Below are 19,711 nucleotides of genomic sequence, written 5' to 3' on the forward strand. Positions count from 1 at the left end.
AGGCCCGTGAAATTAGAAACGATTTTGATTCCTGAATATGTAGAAAAATATCAATCCGTTTGGCCCAATAAAACCATTCTCGATTACTTAAATGATGCCATTGCAACATATCCAGACAAGCTCGCCATTATTGATAAAAAGAGCCGTTATACGTATCGTGAGCTCGGAAAATTGATTGACCGCGTTGCTTTGGGTCTGTTGGAATTAGGTCTTGGCAAAGGGGATGTCATCTCCATTCAGCTGCCTAACTGGAATGAATTTATTATTCTTCACTATGCAGCGACAAGAATTGGGGCTATTACGAATCCACTGATTCCTATTTATCGTGATCGTGAAATTGGTTATATGGTAGGAATGGCTGAAACGAAAATGTTGATTATTCCCGATACATTTCGCGGGTTTGATTATCCAGCCATGATTGATAGACTTTCCCATCAATGGTCATCCCTTAAACATGTTTATGTGGTTGGCGATCATGTACCCTATCATATGAAACCGCTCGCATTATTGTTTGATAAACCGTGGGAAGAAATTTGCGATCCAGCGGTATTAGAGGAAATCACTCATGATCCAAATGATGTGACTGAAATTATTTTCACCTCTGGAACAACGGGAAATCCAAAAGGAGTCATGCATACACATAATACCATTTGTGTCTCAACCAATTACTGGGTTGATCATTTGCAATTAACCTCTGACGACGTCATGTTCATGGCCTCGACCTTTGCTCACCAAACTGGTTTTGGCTATGGGGTAAGGCTCCCTACTACGATTGGCGGAACGGGCGTTTATCAAGATGTTTGGAACCCGTTAGAGTTTATTGAACTCATTGAGGAGGAAGGGATTACGTTTACAGCTGGGGCGACCCCATTCCTGCAGGATACCATGCAATTGGAAGGGCTTGAAAGTCGTAACATTGATTCACTAAGAGTATTCGCAGCTATGGGGGCGCCGATTCCGATGGCATTGGTAAAAGAAGCTTCCCAAAAAGTGAATTTTGCGATTCTTTCCGGCTGGGGTTCAACGGAATGTGGTCTCGTTACTTTAACAAAGCTTGACGATCCCGAAGAAAAGCTGTCAGGTACTGATGGTGTAGCGCTTGATAGTATGGAAGTAATGGTGATTGATCCGAACGGAAACCCTTGTCCACCTAATCAGGAAGGAGACCTTCTTAGCAGAGGACCGGCCCTATTTGTTGGCTATTTGAAAAATCTCCAAGGGACCATGTCTGAGTATCAGAATGAATGGTTTTTCACGGGAGATCGCGCGTACATGGATGAAGACGGTTACATTCGGATATCAGGGCGAAATAAAGATATTATCATTCGTGGCGGTGAAAATATCCCTGTCGTTTATATTGAAAATATCTTGTATGAACATAAGAACATATTGGATGCGCAGCTAATCGCATTGCCTGATCCAAGACTGCAAGAGAAGGCATGTGCTGTTATTAGCATGAAACCTGGGAAGGCACCTCTTAGTTTTTCAGAACTACAAGAATACCTTAAAGAAAAAGGGGTCGCTAAGCAATATTGGCCAGAGTATCTGGAAATTGTTGAGGAGTTCCCAAGAACTCCTAGTGGAAAAATTCAAAAGTTCCGCCTGAGAGAACAGATTCTCCAGCTCAATGAACAGAAACAAAATTAATAAATTGATAGATTCATATCATATTCAAATTTCATCATTTAACTAAGAAAACGGAGGGAAATAATTATGACAAAAAAAGTAGCTTTTATTACTGGAGCAGGACGTGGAATTGGAAGAGAGATTGCTAGAACATTAGCTTCTAGAGGAATGGAGATTATTGTAACCGATGTCAATCTTGATAATGCAAATGAAACGGTTTCCATTGTGGAAAAAGAGGGTGGAAAAGGGGTTGCGGTTTATTGCGACGTGACAAAGTTAGAAAGTGTTCAGGAAGCAGCCGCAGCCGCAGTTAGCCATTTTGGAAAAATTGATATACTCGTGAACAACGCTGGATGGGATAAGGTTGAGCCATTTTTGAAAAGTGAACCGGACACATGGAAGAGAATTATGGATATTAACATAATGGGTCAAATTCACACTTGTAAAGAAATTCTACCTATTATGATCGAAAATGGTGGTCACGGCAAAGTGGTCAATATTGCCTCTGATTCTGGAAGAGTGGGTTCAAGCGGTGAAGCGGTTTACTCGGCTGCTAAAGGTGGCGTCATTGCTTTCACGAAAACGATCGCACGAGAAATGGCAAGACATAAGATCAATGTTAATTGTATTGCACCAGGACCAAGTAATACGCCTCTTTTCGAAGAAATTGGTTCTTATAATGAAGGGATTGCAGCAGCACTTGAAAAAGCCATTCCATTTAGACGTTTAGCACAGCCTAGTGATATCGCTAATGGGGTCGCATTCCTTGCGTCAGAAGAAGCAGATTATGTAACAGGTCAAACCATTTCAGTGAGTGGCGGATTAGTCATGGCTTAATGATAGTAGAAAACAAACCTTCAATTTCATGAATAGATGGGGAAGGAAAGAACTTGCCCCTCTTCTCACAAGCTGTATCAGATGATGGGTACTGGTTCCGTTAAAATCGTGCAGCTTGTGAGAGAGAGGGACAAATGTAATCTTGGCTATTGTGGCTACTACCGGCTTTATTTAAGGAAACGTGCACACCATTCAGGAAAGGAACGTGAGGCAAATGATACAAACTCTACCAAAAGATATCCAACATTTAAAACAAGGAATTCGCGAGTTTATTGATCATGAAGTAGAACCACATGCCATGTTAATTGAGGAAACGGACGAGATCCCTCAAAGTATTATGGAAAAATCCAAGGAAATGGGCTTATTTGCCCTTAGTATTCCAGAAGAATACGGCGGGTTAGGGATTGGAATGGTTGGGAAATGTGCTGTCTTAGAGGAAGTCGGCAGAACCCATAATGGCTATACAACGGTCATTGGAGGTCATACCGGAATTGGCGGCGTTGGAATCGTGGAGATGGGAAATGAAGAACAAAAGCAGAAATACTTGCCGAAAATGGCGAGCGGGGAAAGCATTGGTGCCTTTGCTTTAACAGAGCCAAGTGCCGGCTCCCAGGCAACCAACTTGAAAACAACGGCGGTACGAAAAGGCGACCGTTACATCTTAAACGGATCGAAGTGCTATATAACAAATGCCGGAATTGCCGATGTATTCACGGTGATGGCGGTAACCGATCCGTCTAAAGGAGCAAAAGGCATTACTTCTTTTATTGTCGAAAAGGATTTCCCAGGCTTTAAGTTGGGCAATAAAGAGAAGAAAATGGGCCTTCATGGGTCGCATACTTGGGAGATTTTCTTCGAAGATTGCCAAGTTCCGGTTGAGAACATGTTAGGCGAAGAAGGACAAGGCTATGTGAACGCTTTGAAAATTCTAGCGAACGGACGGGCAGGAATGGCTGCCAGAAATTTGGGTTCCGCCGATAAATTGTTAGAAATGTCGCTTGATTATGCACATATGCGGATCCAGTTTGGCAAACCGATTTTTGAACAGCAAATCATTCAACACTACTTGGCTGAAATGGCAACAGAGGTTGAAGCGCTTCGTGCCTTTACTTATCACGTTGCCAATATGGTAGATCAAAATAAGAACGTGATTAAAGAAGCCTCCATGGTCAAATTGCTTGGCTCTGAAACCTATAATCGTGTAGCGGATAAAGCAGTCCAAATTCATGGGGGAATGGGCTACATTTCGGAGTATCCAATTGAACGTTTTTACCGTGATGCCCGAATTACGAGAATTTACGAAGGAACCTCTGAAATCCAAAAGAATATTATCGCGGCCCAATTACATCGGAAATATCAATAAAGGAGGAGTTTATCGTGAACTATGAAAATCTAATTGTTGAAAAGGGAAATCAAATTGGTTTTATTAAAATAAATCGTCCTGAAGTAAGAAATGCCTTGAATAATGAAACCGTTACAGAAATCTTATCGGCTTTTGAAGAGTTAGAGAATGATAAGGAAATAGGTGTAATTGTCTTTACCGGAGTGGGTGAAAAGGCATTTGCAGCAGGAGCAGATATAAACCAACTGACAATGAGGGAAGCAATTGAAGCATTTAAGACGGGAAGTATGAGCGATGTGTATCGCCGCATTGAAAATAGTAAAAAAGCAACGATTGCAGCCATTAATGGGTTTGCCCTTGGCGGTGGAAGTGAGCTTGCCATGAGCTGTGATATTCGGATGGCATCTGATAATGCAAAATTCGGATTGCCTGAATTGAACTTATCGGTTATTCCTGGTGCAGGCGGAACACAACGGTTAACCCGAATCATCGGCAAGGGCCGTGCGATGAATATGATTTTAACAGGGGAGTTTATATCCGCGAGTGAGGCGAAAGCGATCGGCTTAGTGACAGATGTGGTTCCATTAGAGGAATTGATGGATGCTGTTCTCGAAAAGGCTGAAAAAATCTTAGCAAAAGGACCTCTTTCCATTCAAATGGCGAAGCTTGTTGTGAATCGAGGCTTTGAAGTTGATATGGATACTGGATTACTGATTGAAACCTTAGCACAAGCCTTTTTGTATACAACGGAAGATAAGGGAGAAGGAACGAAAGCTTTTCTTGAAAAAAGACAGCCATCGTTTTCAGGAAACTAAACGAAGAAACTGATTTCTTATGAAAGACATGTGAAAAGGAACTTTTTAACTTTATTCAGCAGAAGTCTCCCACTTCTATAAGTGGTGAGGTGAATGCAATCGTTATTCAATTCAGTGGGGGTTCAAACCCTGACTGAATAAAGTTAAAGCCTCCGGCAGATGCCTCAGATTTTCAAAGGAAATTTATCGAACAAGCTCGATAAAATCTGGGCGCAAATGCGCCAAGGCGCATTTGATTAAGAAGGTCAGTTTCACTTCATTTCAGGAGGAGAAAATAGATGGAACTTGATTTGAAAGGGAAAAATGTCTTCATTACCGGTGCGGCAAAGGGGATCGGTCAAGGAATTGCTTTCGCTGCTGCCGGTGAAGGGGCGAATATTGCTTTACACTATCTTAGTTCTGTAGAGGAAGCCGTTCATACAGCTAAGGAAATCACTAGTGCTTATGGCGTGAACGTGCACCTTGTTAAAGGGGATATCGCAAAAGCGGAAGATGTCGTAAGGATGAAGGAGGAACTTGATCATAGTCTAGGTGGCATTGATTGTATTGTAAACAATGCTGGTTTCGCTCAGATGAAATCGTTCTTTCAATATGAACTAGATGAATGGAAGCATGAAGTCGATGTTTGCTTTTATGGAGTTCTGAATTTGGTTCATACGTTTATGCCTGAAATGATTGAAAAGAAACGAGGGCAATTTATTAATATCGTAGGTGATTCAGCACGAATAGGTGACAAAAATTTAATTATTTCTGCAGCTGCCAGGAATGGTGCTATTAGCTTCCTAAAATCATTAGCGCAGGATGTAGGGAAAAGCAATGTCCAGTGTAACACGGTAGCACTTGGATTGATCAACCAAGGTTCATTGGACTTTAATGAAGCAACATTAGAAAAAATTGTGAAGCAATATCCTTTGAAGCGACTTGGAAAAGTGGATGATGTGACGGGGATGATTTTATTTTTGCTATCGAACCATGCTGACTGGATTACTGGACAAGTAATCTCGGTAAACGGCGGGCACAGTATGCTGGGGTAATAGAGTTTTTGCGAGGGTGCCCATTAATAGGTCAGGATGGATTCGCAAAAAGTCAATCATTTAGCCAACAGTTGATGAAAGAGACCGTTTTGTTGCATACCCCACTTTGTACAATCATTTATCCAATTGATTTTGTTCACTTAATCTCCTTTGTAAAGACAAGCCTTGAATGAGTCAGTAATAGTGATCAATGTGAAGGCGTTGTTTGATTTGCTGACTCATTTTTAGTCAAAAAATGCGGCATATGGATCGTTAGATCACTTTTAACTTCATTCAGCAGAAGTCTTCCACTTCTTTAAGTGGGGATGAATGCAAAAAGCTCTCTGATTCAGTGGGGGTTCAAACCCCGGCTGAATGAAGTTAAGCCTCCGGCGGATGCCTCGGATTTTTTTAAGGTCATTTATCGAGCGAGCTCGATAAAAATCCGGGCGCAAATTCGGCGGAGCAAATTTGATTAATAGAAGGGGATGCTGATAAATGGAAATAAAACTTATTAACAAAGAACTCATGTACGAAGATATTCAAATAGGGGATACGGATTCATTTACTAAAACGATTACTGAGTATGATATTGTACAATTTGCCAGGCTGACTGGTGATGTTAATCCGGTACATCTTGATCCTGAGTATGCTAAGCAGACACCTTTTAAAGAAAGAATTGCCCATGGCATTTTATCAGGTAGTATTATTTCTACTGTACTTGGAACGAGGCTGCCTGGGCCGAACACGATCTACTTATCCCAAAACTTCAAGTTTCTTTTACCTGTAAAAATTGGAGATACCATACAGGCAAATGTCGAGGTAGTGGAAAAAAGGGATGATAAGAAAATCATTAAGTTAAAAACACAAGTAATAAATCAGAGTCAGGAACTAGTAGTAGATGGAGAAGCAGTCGTCATGAAAAAATAGGAAAGTAAGTGGAAATAGGGCAGGGAAACTCATCTTTCCGTTTGCCAAAGAAGAACCCAAAATAGGAAAGGATCTATTGCGTATCATGCTGCTCCCTCTACTAAAATATCGAAATATATTTAAACCTTCGTTAAAAGGTAGATCGCTCCTTTCATTTCTATTTCTACCTTGTATCTAATAACGAAAGGAACCATTTAAATAAAGGTTCATTCTTTCAAGGTACAAGATCGGGAACGTAACCTCCACTCTTTTTGCAGTAATGATTCGCAATATTGCGAAAATTATTATCCTTGCGAGATAATATGAACCTTGTTCTTTGTTTATAAAGGGATAATGGTTGGCACGAAACTTGCAAAGTATTTAAGTGAGAGATGGAATATTCCTTTCAATCTTTCAATTCTTGAAATACATGAATTTTTAACTCCTATCCAATGATGGATAATAAATAAAACGATAAAGGAGAGATACAAATGAACATCTACGTGATTATGAAACGTACCTTTGATACTGAAGAAAAGATTACGATTGAAAACGCCAACATCAAGAGTGATGGGGTTGAGTTTATTATTAATCCTTATGACGAGTACGCCATCGAGGAAGCGATTGCTTTAAAGGAGAAACACGGCGGTGAAGTGACAGTCGTAACCTTAGGAGAAGAAGAAGCGGAGAAGGAGCTTCGTACAGCACTCGCCATGGGAGCTGACAAAGCCGTATTGATTGATAGCGATGACTTGGAAGAAATCGATCAGTTTTCTACCGCTACTATTCTAGCAACCTACTTGAAAGATAAAGAGGCAGATATCATCCTAGCAGGAAATGTAGCCGTTGATGGCGGTTCGGGTCAAGTAGGTCCGCGTGTAGCCGAGATACTTGGGATCCCTCAGGTCACAGCGATTACAAATCTTACGATTGAAGATGGGAAAGCCATCCTCATTCATGATGTGGAAGGGGACGAAGAAACCATTGAAGTATCACTCCCTGTTCTTGTGAGCACTCAACAAGGTTTGAATGAACCACGCTATCCTTCTTTACCAGGGATTATGAAAGCAAAGAAGAAACCGTTAATCACACTTGAGTTAGATGATTTAGATTTAGAAGAAGATGATGTAGAAGCTCAAACGGAAAAGATTGATGTCTTCCTGCCGCCAAAGAAAGAACAAGGAAAAGTGTTAGCGGGCGAATTAAATAATCAAGTCCAAGAGCTAGTGTCATTATTAAAATCTGAAGCAAAAGTTATTTAAGGGAGGAGATCTATTATGGGAAGAAAAGTATTAGTGTTAGGTGATATTCGTGACGGAGCTTTAAGAAACGTTTCATTTGAAGCCATTGCAGCAGCAAAACGTATTGCTGCTGACGGAGAGGTAGTGGCAGCCTTATTTGGAGAATCAATCGGTGATGAAATCTCAGGATTGATTCACTATGGTGCAGACCGTGTGGTAAAGGTAGAACATCCGGATTTAAAAGTATATACGACTGACGCATACCAACAAGCCCTACTCCAAGTACTAGATACTGAAAAGCCAGATGGGTTGATTATGGGACATACTGCACAAGGGAAAGATTTATCCCCAAGGATTGCCACAAAATTAAATGCTGGACTTGTTTCGGATGTGGTCAATATCGAAATGGACGGGGAAGAGGCTGTTTTCACGACTCCAATTTATTCCGGGAAAGCATTTGAAAAGATCAAAATCAAGGATGGCATGGTCGTCGCAACGGTCCGCCCTAATAACATTACTCCACTTGAAAAAGATGAATCTCGTTCTGGTGATGTAAGCCATGTCACAGTGGATATTAAAGATCTTCGAACAACGATTAAAGATATTGTAAAAAAAGCAACAGGTGGAATCGATCTGTCTGAAGCAAAAATTATTGTTTCCGGCGGCCGTGGGATGAAGGATGCGGAGAACTTTCAACTTTTGGAGGAACTCAGCACTACATTAGGTGCTACAGTGGGAGCTTCACGCGGTGCTTGTGATGCAGGCTATTGCGATTATTCTTTACAAATTGGACAAACCGGTAAAGTTGTCACTCCAGATCTATATATTGCCGTTGGGATTTCAGGAGCCATTCAACATTTAGCAGGAATGTCGAATTCAAAAATCATTGTGGCGATTAATAAAGATCCGGAGGCACCTATTTTCGATGTAGCAGATTATGGAATTGTTGGAGATTTATTCGATGTAGTACCAATGTTAACGGCGGAATTCAAAAAAGCCGCGATTGCTGCGGGAGTCTAATGTTGAATGGGAGGATTTATTCCTCCCATTTATTTCAAAAGTTTATCATTGGGAGGGATGAAAAAGATGTTATCATTACTGAATTTACTTGCTTTTCTAGCCGTGACTGGATATGCAGCCTATTTGTTTATCAATCTTGTATACACGAGGTATTTGTTTATAAAGCTTGGCAAAGAAGCAGATTTCCAACCTAATCTGAAAGAACGAATCCATACGGTCTTAATCAACGGCTTTGGTCAAAAAAAATTATTCAAAGACAAGAAAAGCGGTCTGATGCATTTAGTATTATTTTATACCTTTTTTATCATTCAAATAGGACTCATTGAACTCATCATAAAAGGATTTATTAAAGGCTATGAGTTTCCTTTTGGTGAGGCACATAAATATTTCAGTCTTATCCAGGAGTGGGCTACGTTCCTTATGCTGTTGGCTGTCATATATGGATTTTACCGTCGTTATGGTGAAGAATTAAAGCGGTTGCAATGGAAACGTGATGGTAAAGCTGCCTTCGTTTATATCGCCTTAGGTACTTTAACCTTATCAATCCTGCTTTCTTTAGGATTTGAAGCCATTATGTTAGGTCATGAACCAAATCTCGTTTACGCTCCATTCTCTGGAAGCATTGCGCTACTGCTTTCCGGCATTGGAACAGTGGCAGGAACGATCTTGTTTTATGTATTTTGGTGGGTTCATATGCTGACTGTATTTACTTTTATGGTATTCGTACCACAGTCAAAGCAATTTCACGAATTATTTGCCATGTTGAATATTTTTTTTAAGAAAAGCGGTCCTGTTGGGAAATTAAGAAAGATCGATTTTGAGGATGAGTCAGCTGAAGTATTTGGTGTTGGGAAAATTGAAGATTTTACTCGTCATCAATTGATGGATCTATACGCCTGTGCAGAATGTGGACGATGCACGAATATGTGTCCAGCTTCAGGAACAGGAAAAACTTTATCTCCGATGGATCTTATTGTGAAGATGAGAGATCATTTGACAGAAAAAGGGGCAGCCATTACTTCTAGACAGCCATGGGTGCCTACCTTTGCTTTTAAAAACACAAAAGGAAATCAATTGGCTCTAGCGGGTGCCGGAGCTCAAGAATCTGCTGCAGCATTGGAAAGTGTTAGCTTAATTGGAGATGTCATCACAGAAGAAGAAATTTGGGCATGTACAACATGTCGGAACTGTGAAGACCAATGTCCGGTAATGAATGAGCATGTTGATAAAATTATTGATTTACGCCGTTACTTAGTCTTGACAGAAGGAAAAATGAATCCTGATGCACAGCGTGCCATCACAAATATCGAGCGCCAGGGAAATCCATGGGGGCTTAATCGAAAAGAGCGTGAAAATTGGCGTGAGGGTCGAGAGGATATTTCTGTTCCAACTGTAAAAGAAAAGAAAAAGGCTGGAGAAGAATTTGAATATTTATTCTTTGTTGGTTCAATGGGTTCTTATGATAACCGCAGCCAAAAGATTGCTCAGTCTTTTGCCCGAGTGATGAATTTAGCAGGCATTTCCTTTGCGATTCTAGGTAATAATGAGAAAAATTCAGGAGATACACCGCGCAGAATCGGAAATGAGTTCTTATTCCAGGACTTAGCAAATACCAATATTGCAAACTTCCAAAAGTATGATGTAAACAAAATTATAACGATTGATCCACATGCCTATAATTCCTTTAAAAATGAATATCCAGAATTTGGACTAGAAGCGCAAATTTATCACCATACAGAATTGTTGGCTTTATGGATCAGAGAAGGAAGAATCAAATTTACAAAAGAACTAAATGAAGTGATTACTTATCATGATTCTTGTTATTTAGGCCGCTACAATACGGTTTATGATCCACCGCGTGAAATTTTAAAAGCCATTCCAGGTGTAAAAGTACTTGAAGCTGACCGTAATCGAGAAAATGCCATGTGCTGCGGAGCAGGCGGCGGAATGATGTGGACAGAGGAAACTGCAGGAACAAGAATCAATATTGCGAGAACCGAGCAGCTTCTTGATACAAAACCAACCATGATTGGAAGCGGATGTCCATATTGTTTAACGATGATTAGCGATGGCGTAAAGGAAAAAGAAGTGGAAGACAAAGTAGCTAGCTTTGATATCGTAGAAATTGTGGAAAAAGCATTGTAACGAAAAAAATAGACCATGCCAGGGAGTCTCCTTGGTATGATCTATTTTTTATCAAGATTTACGCTATTAAACTTTCATTTTCCGATAAAAGATTCTTAATATTGCGAAAAATTATCAGTTTTGCGAGGATTTTATAATTATTTTGTTGATTTATCAAGGATCATTGTTGGCATGGAACTTGCAATATAAATAAGCAAGAGGGGGAATTATACATGTTAAATTTTTCATTCACAGAGGAACAAGAATATTTTCGAAAGATGTTAAAGGAATTCGCTAAGGAGGAACTTTTGCCAAACTATACAAAATGGGACAGAGAAGGAATCATGCCAAGACATTTATGGAAGAAGCTAGGTGAACTAGGTGTTAATGGCCTTCGAATTCCAGTTGAATATGGCGGCAGCGGTGCTGATTGTGTGACGACTGGGATTGCCGCTGAAGAAATTGGAAGGGGAGACTTTAATCTGACCTATGCCGTTATGTTGAATGCGTTAATCGGTGAAATTATTAATAAACATGCCCGTGAGGAATTGAAGCAGGACTGGCTTCCGAAAATTTCTAGTGGAGATAGAATCGTCGGGATTGCCATTACCGAGCCAACGGCCGGAACAGACGCTGGTGGAATTCGAACCACTGCTGTACGTAAAGGAAATGGGTATGTCCTGAACGGAGAAAAGTCTGGTATTAGCGTCGCTACCGTGGCAGATGCTTTTCTAGTATTTGCTAAAACGGATCTGGAACTTGGAAACCGCGGAATCAGTGCCTTTATCGTTCCGTCGGATCTTCCGGGAGTGGAATGTAAAGGCTACGAGGATTTGGGCAATATTCCGATTGGCCGCGGTTCCGTTTATTTATCAGACGTCGAGGTTCCTGAGGAGTATTTGATTGGCCTTGAAAACCAAGGTTTTACCCAAGTCATGAATGGGTTTGATCTTAGTCGTCTGTTAATTGGTTTGCAATGTGTAGGGGCCGCTTCGCAAAGTGTAGACGAGACGATTGAACACGTCAAAATGCGAAGCTCCTTTGGAAAGCCACTGGCTACTTATCAAGGAGTTTCCTTTCCGATTGTCACTCACTATACTCATTTAGAGTTTGTGAAATGGCAGGCCTATCGAGGACTATGGCTTCGTGATCAAGGATTGCCACACTCCAAGGAATCTGCTTCTGTGAAATGGCTAGGTCCGAAATATGGCCAGGAAGCGATTCATGAATGTCTGCTATTTAACGGGCACTACGCCTATACAAAGGAAATGCCTCACGAACAACGTTTACGTGATGTCATTGGTCTGGAAATCGGAGATGGGACGGCACAAGCAAATATGATGGTCATCGCAAAGGACATCATCGGAAAAGAATATAAATCTACTAATCATTTAGTGGCTGCCAAAAACTGAAACTAAATAGGGAAGATGTTAAACACATCAGTGAATAGTAAATCTGTAATGGTTAAAAGTTAAAAAATAAGCATTAATCATACATTAATAGATTTATAGGAGGAGCATATGAAACCAGTATATCTAGTTGAAACAGTTCGTACGGCTATAGGGAAAATGGGTGGAGAGCTAAAGGAGGTCCAACCTGATTTTCTTGTTGCTAAAGTGATTGAAGAAGTAGTTAGAAGAGCAAACATAGACAAAAATGCAGTAGATGAAGTCATTCTTGGACAGACAAAACAATCTTCAGATGCCCCAAATATTGCTCGGTCAGCTTTGCTTCGGGCAGGTCTTCCAGTTGATATTCCAGGGTATACGGTACAAAGACAATGCGGATCATCGCTTCAAGCCATTAATAATGGTGCCCAACAAATCATGTGTGGGCTGGATGAGGTGATTGTTGCTGGTGGGGTTGAATCAATGAGTTTAGCGCCATTTTATATTCGTAATGCCCGTTATGGCGTAGGAACAGGGAATACCGTGTTAGTGGATTCTAATATAGAAAGCCAAGTGCGATCACAGCCGATTGAGGAGTATGGAAATCTGACGATGGGCTTGACGGCAGAAAACTTAGCTGAAAAATATGAGATTTCCCGAATAGAGCAGGATGAGTTTGCCCAAAGAAGTCAGGAACTTGCACATCAAGCCATCACTTCAGGCCGGTTTGAAAAAGAAATCCTTCCTTATGAAATTCGTGAGCGTAAGAGTGTGAAAACCTTTGCTGTTGATGAACATCCACGTCTATCAACCTTAGAAAAGCTAGGCAGTTTAAAAGCAGCTTTTAAAGAAAATGGAACAGTTACTGCTGGAAACAGCAGCGGACGTAATGATGGAGCATCGGCAGTGGTCCTGATGTCCGGGGAAGCAGTCGAAAAATATGGTGTAAAGCCAAAAGCGAGGATCGTTTCACAGGCTGTATCAGGTGTATCCCCTGAAATTATGGGAATCGGACCAGTTTCAGCAACCAAGCTTGCTTTAAAGAGAGCGGATTTAACCTTGGCGGATATTGGCTTAATTGAGCTGAATGAGGCTTTTGCTGCACAATCAATTGCAGTCATAAAAGAACTAAATCTAGATTTAGATAAAGTGAACGTCAACGGTGGTGCCATTGCCCTAGGTCATCCAATGGGGGCGACGGGATCGATCCTTACAACAAAACTACTTCATGAAATGGAACGAAGAAGCGTGAAATATGGATTAGTGACCTTGTGTATTGGCGGTGGACAAGGAATTACAACAATTTTTGAGAACTGTCAGATCTAGAATAGGAGGAAAAGAAATGGAAGTAAATAAGGTTGCAGTAATCGGTAGTGGAACAATGGGGCGCGGGATTGCCTATACGGCTGCTCTATCTGGATATGGAGTGATTCTTCAGGATATATCAGCAGAGGCACTTGAAAAAGCAAATGATTACAACGTGTCACTTGCAAATCAAAGCGTAGAAAAAGGGTATATCACTAGTGAACAACGAGACTTTGTTCTACAAAATTTAACCTATACAACAGAGTTACAGGAAGCAGTGCAGAATGCTGATTTGGTCATTGAAGCCATCCTTGAACTTATGGATTTAAAGGTTGAAACCTTCCAAAAAATTGAGCAATACGCACCAGCACATACCATTTTGGCAACGAACACGTCAACAATGAGCCCAACGGAAATAGGGGCGGCCACGACAAGACCGGAGAAATTTGTCGCCATGCACTTCTTTAACCCTGTTCACCGTATGAAGTTAATCGAGATTATCCGAGGAATGGATACTTCAGATGAGACGGTTGAAATCATCCGTCATGTATCTGAAAAAATGGGGAAAGAAACCGTTGAAGTCAACGAATTTCCAGGATTTGTCACAAGTCGTATGAATTGTTTGATCGGAAATGAAGCCATGAATATGCTGATGGAAGGGGTTGCATCAGCTGAACATATTGACAAGGCCATTAAGCTTGGCTTAAACCACCCGATGGGTCCGCTGGAAATGGCCGATTTAGTTGGGTTGGACAGCCGTCTTCGCAACATGCAGTATCTGTACGAAAATCTTGGCGAGAAATATCGTCCATCTCCATTACTGGTAAAATATGTGAAATCTAGACGCTTAGGCAGGAAGTCAGGGCAAGGTTTTTATAACTATAAATAAAAGTGAGAGTCACATAGAAATAAAAATGAAAGGAACGTGAAGCAAATGGAACAAGTTATAACAAAGGATCTCCAACATTTAAAACAAGGAATTCGCGAGTTTATCGATCATGAAGTAGAACCACATGCCATGTTAATCGAGGAAACCAACGAAATTCCGCAAGATATAATGGGAAAATCAAAGGAAATGGGCTTATTTGCCCTTAGTATTCCAGAAGAATATGGCGGGTTAGGGATTGGAATGGTCGGGAAATGTGCTGTCTTAGAAGAAGTCGGCAGAACCCACAATGGCTACACGACTGTCATTGGCGGCCATACCGGAATCGGCAGCGTCGGAATCGTGGAGATGGCGAATGAAGCGCAAAAGCAGAAATATCTACCGAAAATGGCGAGCGGGGAAAGCATTGGTGCCTTTGCTTTAACAGAGCCAAGTGCTGGCTCCCATGCATATAACTTAAAAACAACAGCGGTAAAAAAAGGCGACCGTTACATCTTAAATGGATCGAAATGCTATATTACGAATGCCGGAATTGCTGATGTGTTTACAGTGATGGCGGTTACCGATCCGTTAAAAGGTCCTAAAGGGATTACTTCTTTTATTGTTGAAAAGAATTTCCCAGGCTTTAAGCTCGGCAATAAAGAGAAGAAAATGGGTCTCCATGGCTCACATACTTGGGAGATTTTCTTCGAGGATTGTGAAGTTCCAGTTGAGAACGTGTTAGGCGAAGAGGGGCAAGGTTATGTAAACGCTTTAAAGATTCTAGCAAACGGACGGGCGGCAATGGCTGCTAGAAACCTAGGTTCTGCAGATAAATTGCTAGAAATGTCACTCGATTATGCACATATGCGGATTCAGTTTGGCAAACCGATATTTGAACAGCAAATCATTCAACACTACTTGGCTGAAATGGCAACAGAGGTGGAAGCGCTTCGTGCCTTTACTTATCATGTTGCTAATATGGTAGATCAAAATAAGAACGTGATTAAAGAAGCCGCCATGGTCAAATTGCTTGGCTCTGAAACCTATAACCATGTAGCGGATAGAGCAGTCCAAATTCATGGGGGAATAGGCTACATTTCGGAGTATCCAATTGAACGCTTTTACCGTGATGCTCGAATTACGAGAATTTACGAAGGAACCTCTGAAATTCAAAAGAATATTATCGCGGCCCAATTACATCGGAAATATCAATAAGAAAGAGTTCATGATAAAACTACTAAACGAAAATAAGGGAGAGATTATTTTGCGCCTTAAAGATAAAGTTGCCTTCATCACTGGTGCTGGAGGGCCGATGGGACAAGCAATCGCTTTACGTTTTGCTGAAGAGGGCGCCAAACTAGTCATCACGGATATTTCTGAGAATAGGTTAAATCAAACGAGAGAAAAATTGCTCGATTTTATCGCTGCTGATCATATATTAGCCATAAGGGCAAGTGTACTAGTTTATGATGAAGTAAAAGTAGTGGTAGAGGAGGCAGCTAATACATTCTCGAAAATTGATATTCTCGTTAATGTTGTCGGGGGAATCCGTGATAGTAACATGATTAAATCACTTTTTGAAATTGATGGGGAACGCTGGGATCAGACGATGGAACTCAATCTAAAGGGTACTTTTAATTGTACGAAATTAATTGCCCCAACGATGATAGATCATGGTTATGGAAAAATCGTCAATATTTCTACGATTCATTTTGACGGGGAGAAAGGGTACGCCGATTATGGGGCTGCTAAGGCGGGAGTCGCTTCCTTTACGAGAACAGCTGCTAAGGAATTAAGTCCTGCTATTAATGTGAATTGTATTGCACCGGGGTTAATTCAAACCTCGATCTTAGACAGAATGGACAGTGAAGCTCTTGAGGAATATCGTAAGAGTACTTTATTGGGAAGGTTAGGAAAACCCACTGATGTCGCCAATGCTGCACTATTTTTAGCCAGTGATGAAGCGGCTTATATTACTGGGCATATCATACCTGTTTCTGGTGGAATATGGCCCCATCTATAATGGAAAAGGAGGGGTAGCCAATGTTTGATTTTGCAATCATTGGAGGCGGGATTGTAGGGCTTTCAACAGGCATGGCTATTTATAAACGGTTCCCAAATGCAAAGGTTGTTGTCATTGAAAAGGAGTCGGCTGTTGCTCAACATCAAACCGGTCATAATAGTGGGGTCATTCATTCAGGCATCTATTATAAACCAGGGAGTTTTAAGGCACGCTTTGCTAAACAAGGAAGCCAATCGATGAGAGAATTTTGCCAAACCTACGGAATACAACACGATATTTGCGGAAAAGTCATTGTGGCAACAAAAAAAGAAGAAATCCCTCTTCTTGAAAATTTATACAAAAGAGGATTAGATAACGGTTTAAATATTCATCGAATTGGAGTAGATGAATTAAAGGAAATTGAACCACATGTAAATGGTCTTGGTGCGATTCGTGTTCCAATGGCAGGCATCGTGAATTACCGTCAAGTTAGTGAGAAATTTGCTGAGATTATTAAGAAACACGATGGCGTCATTCTTTTAAACACAAAAGTAGAGAAAATTCATGAAGAAGCAGACGAAGTTACGATTGAAACGAACCGTGGTACGGTAAAAGCGAGTATGATCATCAACTGTGCTGGATTACATAGCGACCGTATGGCAGCTACAGCAGGGTATAAAACAGATATGAAAATTTTACCATTCCGTGGTGAGTATTTTAAATTAAAGCCAGAAAAAAGATACCTTGTTAAACATTTGATCTATCCTGTACCCAATCCTAAATTTCCGTTCTTAGGAGTTCATTTTACCCGAATGGTCGGTGGTGAAGTAGATGCAGGTCCAAATGCTGTACTAAGTTTTAAACGAGAGGGTTATAAAAAGACAGATATTAATGTGAAAGATTTAATGGAATCGTTAAGCTATCCTGGACTATGGAAAATGGCTGGTAAATTTGCGAAGGAAGGCTTGAATGAATATGTTCGTTCATTTAGCAAAAAGCAGTTTACAAAAAGTCTTCAAGAATTAATTCCTGAAATTCAGGAGGATGATTTAATCCCAGCGCCTGCAGGTGTTCGTGCACAAGCCTTGAAGTATGATGGGAATATGGTGGATGATTTCCATATTATTATGGGGAAACGCTCCATCCATGTTTGCAATGCGCCGTCACCAGCGGCAACAGCGTCTATTGAAATTGGGGAAGAAGTGGTAAGACGTATTCCTGTTCAGGAGAATTTAATGAATAGAATCACCACAATCGTTTAAATTATTTTTGGAAAGGGGTAGGTTCAAATGTTTAATGAAAAAACAATGTTTATTGCCGGACACGCACGTCTACCCCAAGGAATGGCGGCTACCAGTGTATTTGGAACGTTGACGATTACCGCAGAAATCGATAGAAAATATGGGGTCATCCTCGAGGCATCTTGTACATTGGCTACCGAACATGGACGTCAATTTATTGGACAACTATTGAAGGGATTAAGTATCGATGATGGAGTGGATGAAGCAATCGCTGCAATCCAAATGTATTATCATGGAAAAGGAACGAATGCATTGGTAGCGGCATTAAAGGATCTTGCTCTCCATTATCAGCAAATAAAATCCAGTGAAAGTAAGCAACAAATTCAATCATAGTTAAATACTTTTTTAAAAAATATTAGAATATTAAAAATAATTTGACAATATAATGCGTGCATGTTATATTAGGAATAACTACTACTATTTATAATATGTTCACCTTTTGAAAAATACCTTTTCAAAATCGTAAACAGTTATGAATATGAGGAACGGGAAAGTAAAATAACAGAAGACTGTAATATTCACTGTGACTCTATTTCCATAGAGCGGGAAAGTGAATATAAGCCAGTTGTATAAAGTAGATTCCTAATGATTAGGTATCCTTTTACAACTGGCTTTTTACTTTCCTGTTTACAAAATTACCTTTTACTAAAACAGGAGGAATGAAGCATGAGTATTGCAGAAAAGAAGAAAGCAAAATTCGAAAAGGAAACACCGCACTATCAAGTATGTGTTCATCCACAAACAAATCGTTTATACCACATTCAATTGTCAAAAGAAAGTATTGAAAAATTCCTTGATGCAGTAAGTCAGGAGAATTTTTCCGTTCAACAATTGGAATATACACCGTATGCACGCCATCTTAGTGCCTCTTATTTATTAGATCAAGTCGGGGAAGAGTTTGGAGAGCTACTTCGCAGTATTCTTCATGATAGAGAATCGGGAGGCTTTACTCTAGGCTTACAGGGAGTGACGGAGAATACCGATGAATATGTGATTTTCTCAACAGCGATTTCTCATTTGATTGGTACCCCGAACTTTGATATGATGTCTGGAAATTATTATGCACGATTCAGTGTGAAAGATACAGACAATAGCGATTCTTATTTACGTCAGGCCTATCGTTTATTTACGCTCCATACGGATGGAACGTTTGTGGATGAGCCTACTGACTGGCTGTTAATGATGAAAATGGTTGAACAAAATGCTCGCGGCGGAGAATCAAGACTATTGCACCTTGATGATTGGAAAGAACTTGATAAATATACCAATCACCCATTAGCAAATCATAAATTCACTTATAAAGCACCAAGCAGTAAAAATGTAGGCCAAGAGATTGAACGGTTGACATTCTTTAATTATAATAACAAGCTGGGCATGTGTTTTATCGATCAATTTGTATATCCTGAAACCATTAATCAAGCAAAATATTTACATGATCTCTCCAACTCTATGGAAAATGATGAAAGTGTAATAGAATTGGAGCTTCCCGTAGGAGATCTTGTTGTTATTAATAATATTTTTTGGCTACACGGACGTGCTGCCTTTGAAAAGGATCCAAACTTAAATCGCGAATTGCTACGCCAACGTGGGCGATTTAATTCATAAATTAAAAAGATAAGTTCATTTTCCTGACTTCGGTATGGAAAATGAACTTATCTTTTTTAATTGTCAAAATTCTGTACTCTAAAAGCCATGTGTTTTTTTTAAAAGGTCATTTATCGAGCGAGCTCGATAAAAATCCGGGCGCAAATTCGGCGAGGCGAATTTGATAAAGATTATTTCGGTATAGACACTCCTTGCGATTTGTTCATTTTGCAATCATGCTTCACAATTTTGCGAGTATTATCATCTTTGCGAATCCATATCGTGAAGAAATGGCGTTTTATCCCGTCTTAACGGGCAGTAAGACACCGATGTCAA

Annotated in this window: 17 protein-coding genes; all 17 read left to right on the forward strand. The window is 40.3% G+C overall.

Going from position 1 to position 19,711, the window contains the following annotated elements; translation table 11 throughout:
- Positions 1-6: 6 nt before the first annotated feature.
- Entirely contained in the window at positions 7-1,647 is a 1,641-nt protein-coding gene (locus tag JMM81_RS10230) for an AMP-binding protein (protein WP_256241479.1), read from the forward strand.
- Between the two features lie 66 nt (positions 1,648-1,713).
- Positions 1,714-2,463: an SDR family NAD(P)-dependent oxidoreductase gene (locus tag JMM81_RS10235; RefSeq protein WP_256241480.1), complete on the forward strand. Its 750-nt coding sequence runs from the start codon at positions 1,714-1,716 to the stop codon at positions 2,461-2,463.
- Positions 2,464-2,677: 214 nt separating this feature from the next.
- Positions 2,678-3,826 carry an acyl-CoA dehydrogenase family protein gene (locus tag JMM81_RS10240; RefSeq protein WP_256241481.1) on the forward strand — a complete coding sequence of 383 codons (1,149 nt, stop codon included), beginning with the start codon at positions 2,678-2,680 and terminating at the stop codon, positions 3,824-3,826.
- Between the two features lie 14 nt (positions 3,827-3,840).
- The gene (locus tag JMM81_RS10245; RefSeq protein ID WP_256241482.1) at positions 3,841-4,620 is read left to right on the forward strand and encodes an enoyl-CoA hydratase/isomerase family protein; all 780 of its coding nucleotides are present in this window, start codon (positions 3,841-3,843) and stop codon (positions 4,618-4,620) included.
- A gap of 278 nt (positions 4,621-4,898) precedes the next feature.
- A complete protein-coding gene (locus JMM81_RS10250) occupies positions 4,899-5,654 on the forward strand; it encodes an SDR family NAD(P)-dependent oxidoreductase (RefSeq protein ID WP_256241483.1) in 756 nt (251 codons plus the stop codon).
- A gap of 477 nt (positions 5,655-6,131) precedes the next feature.
- Complete coding sequence (locus JMM81_RS10255; RefSeq protein ID WP_256241484.1) at positions 6,132-6,563, forward strand: MaoC family dehydratase; 432 nt, start codon at positions 6,132-6,134, stop codon at positions 6,561-6,563.
- 470 nt (positions 6,564-7,033) lie between these two features.
- Positions 7,034-7,804: an electron transfer flavoprotein subunit beta/FixA family protein gene (locus JMM81_RS10260; protein ID WP_256241485.1), complete on the forward strand. Its 771-nt coding sequence runs from the start codon at positions 7,034-7,036 to the stop codon at positions 7,802-7,804.
- Between the two features lie 15 nt (positions 7,805-7,819).
- Positions 7,820-8,803, forward strand: coding sequence for an electron transfer flavoprotein subunit alpha/FixB family protein (locus JMM81_RS10265; protein WP_256241486.1), 984 nt, complete (start codon positions 7,820-7,822; stop codon positions 8,801-8,803).
- A 66-nt stretch (positions 8,804-8,869) separates the two neighbouring features.
- The gene (locus JMM81_RS10270) at positions 8,870-10,948 is read left to right on the forward strand and encodes a (Fe-S)-binding protein (RefSeq protein ID WP_256241606.1); all 2,079 of its coding nucleotides are present in this window, start codon (positions 8,870-8,872) and stop codon (positions 10,946-10,948) included.
- Positions 10,949-11,160: 212 nt separating this feature from the next.
- A complete protein-coding gene (locus JMM81_RS10275) occupies positions 11,161-12,339 on the forward strand; it encodes an acyl-CoA dehydrogenase family protein (protein ID WP_256241487.1) in 1,179 nt (392 codons plus the stop codon).
- A gap of 108 nt (positions 12,340-12,447) precedes the next feature.
- Complete coding sequence (locus tag JMM81_RS10280; RefSeq protein WP_256241488.1) at positions 12,448-13,641, forward strand: thiolase family protein; 1,194 nt, start codon at positions 12,448-12,450, stop codon at positions 13,639-13,641.
- Between the two features lie 16 nt (positions 13,642-13,657).
- Positions 13,658-14,509 carry a 3-hydroxyacyl-CoA dehydrogenase gene (locus JMM81_RS10285; protein WP_256241489.1) on the forward strand — a complete coding sequence of 284 codons (852 nt, stop codon included), beginning with the start codon at positions 13,658-13,660 and terminating at the stop codon, positions 14,507-14,509.
- Positions 14,510-14,554: 45 nt separating this feature from the next.
- Positions 14,555-15,703 (forward strand): acyl-CoA dehydrogenase family protein, encoded by a 1,149-nt coding sequence (locus JMM81_RS10290; protein WP_256241490.1) that lies wholly within the window; start codon positions 14,555-14,557, stop codon positions 15,701-15,703.
- Between the two features lie 49 nt (positions 15,704-15,752).
- Positions 15,753-16,511, forward strand: coding sequence for an SDR family NAD(P)-dependent oxidoreductase (locus JMM81_RS10295; RefSeq protein WP_256241491.1), 759 nt, complete (start codon positions 15,753-15,755; stop codon positions 16,509-16,511).
- 20 nt (positions 16,512-16,531) lie between these two features.
- Complete coding sequence (gene lhgO, locus JMM81_RS10300) at positions 16,532-17,752, forward strand: L-2-hydroxyglutarate oxidase (RefSeq protein ID WP_256241492.1); 1,221 nt, start codon at positions 16,532-16,534, stop codon at positions 17,750-17,752.
- 27 nt (positions 17,753-17,779) lie between these two features.
- Complete coding sequence (locus tag JMM81_RS10305; protein ID WP_256241493.1) at positions 17,780-18,124, forward strand: DUF3870 domain-containing protein; 345 nt, start codon at positions 17,780-17,782, stop codon at positions 18,122-18,124.
- A 333-nt stretch (positions 18,125-18,457) separates the two neighbouring features.
- Positions 18,458-19,396 carry a glutarate dioxygenase GlaH gene (glaH, locus tag JMM81_RS10310; RefSeq protein ID WP_256241494.1) on the forward strand — a complete coding sequence of 313 codons (939 nt, stop codon included), beginning with the start codon at positions 18,458-18,460 and terminating at the stop codon, positions 19,394-19,396.
- Positions 19,397-19,711 lie beyond the last annotated feature (315 nt).

The sequence above is a fragment of the Bacillus sp. V3B genome, assembly GCF_024494465.1.
Lineage (GTDB): Bacteria > Bacillota > Bacilli > Bacillales > Cytobacillaceae > Bacillus_BD.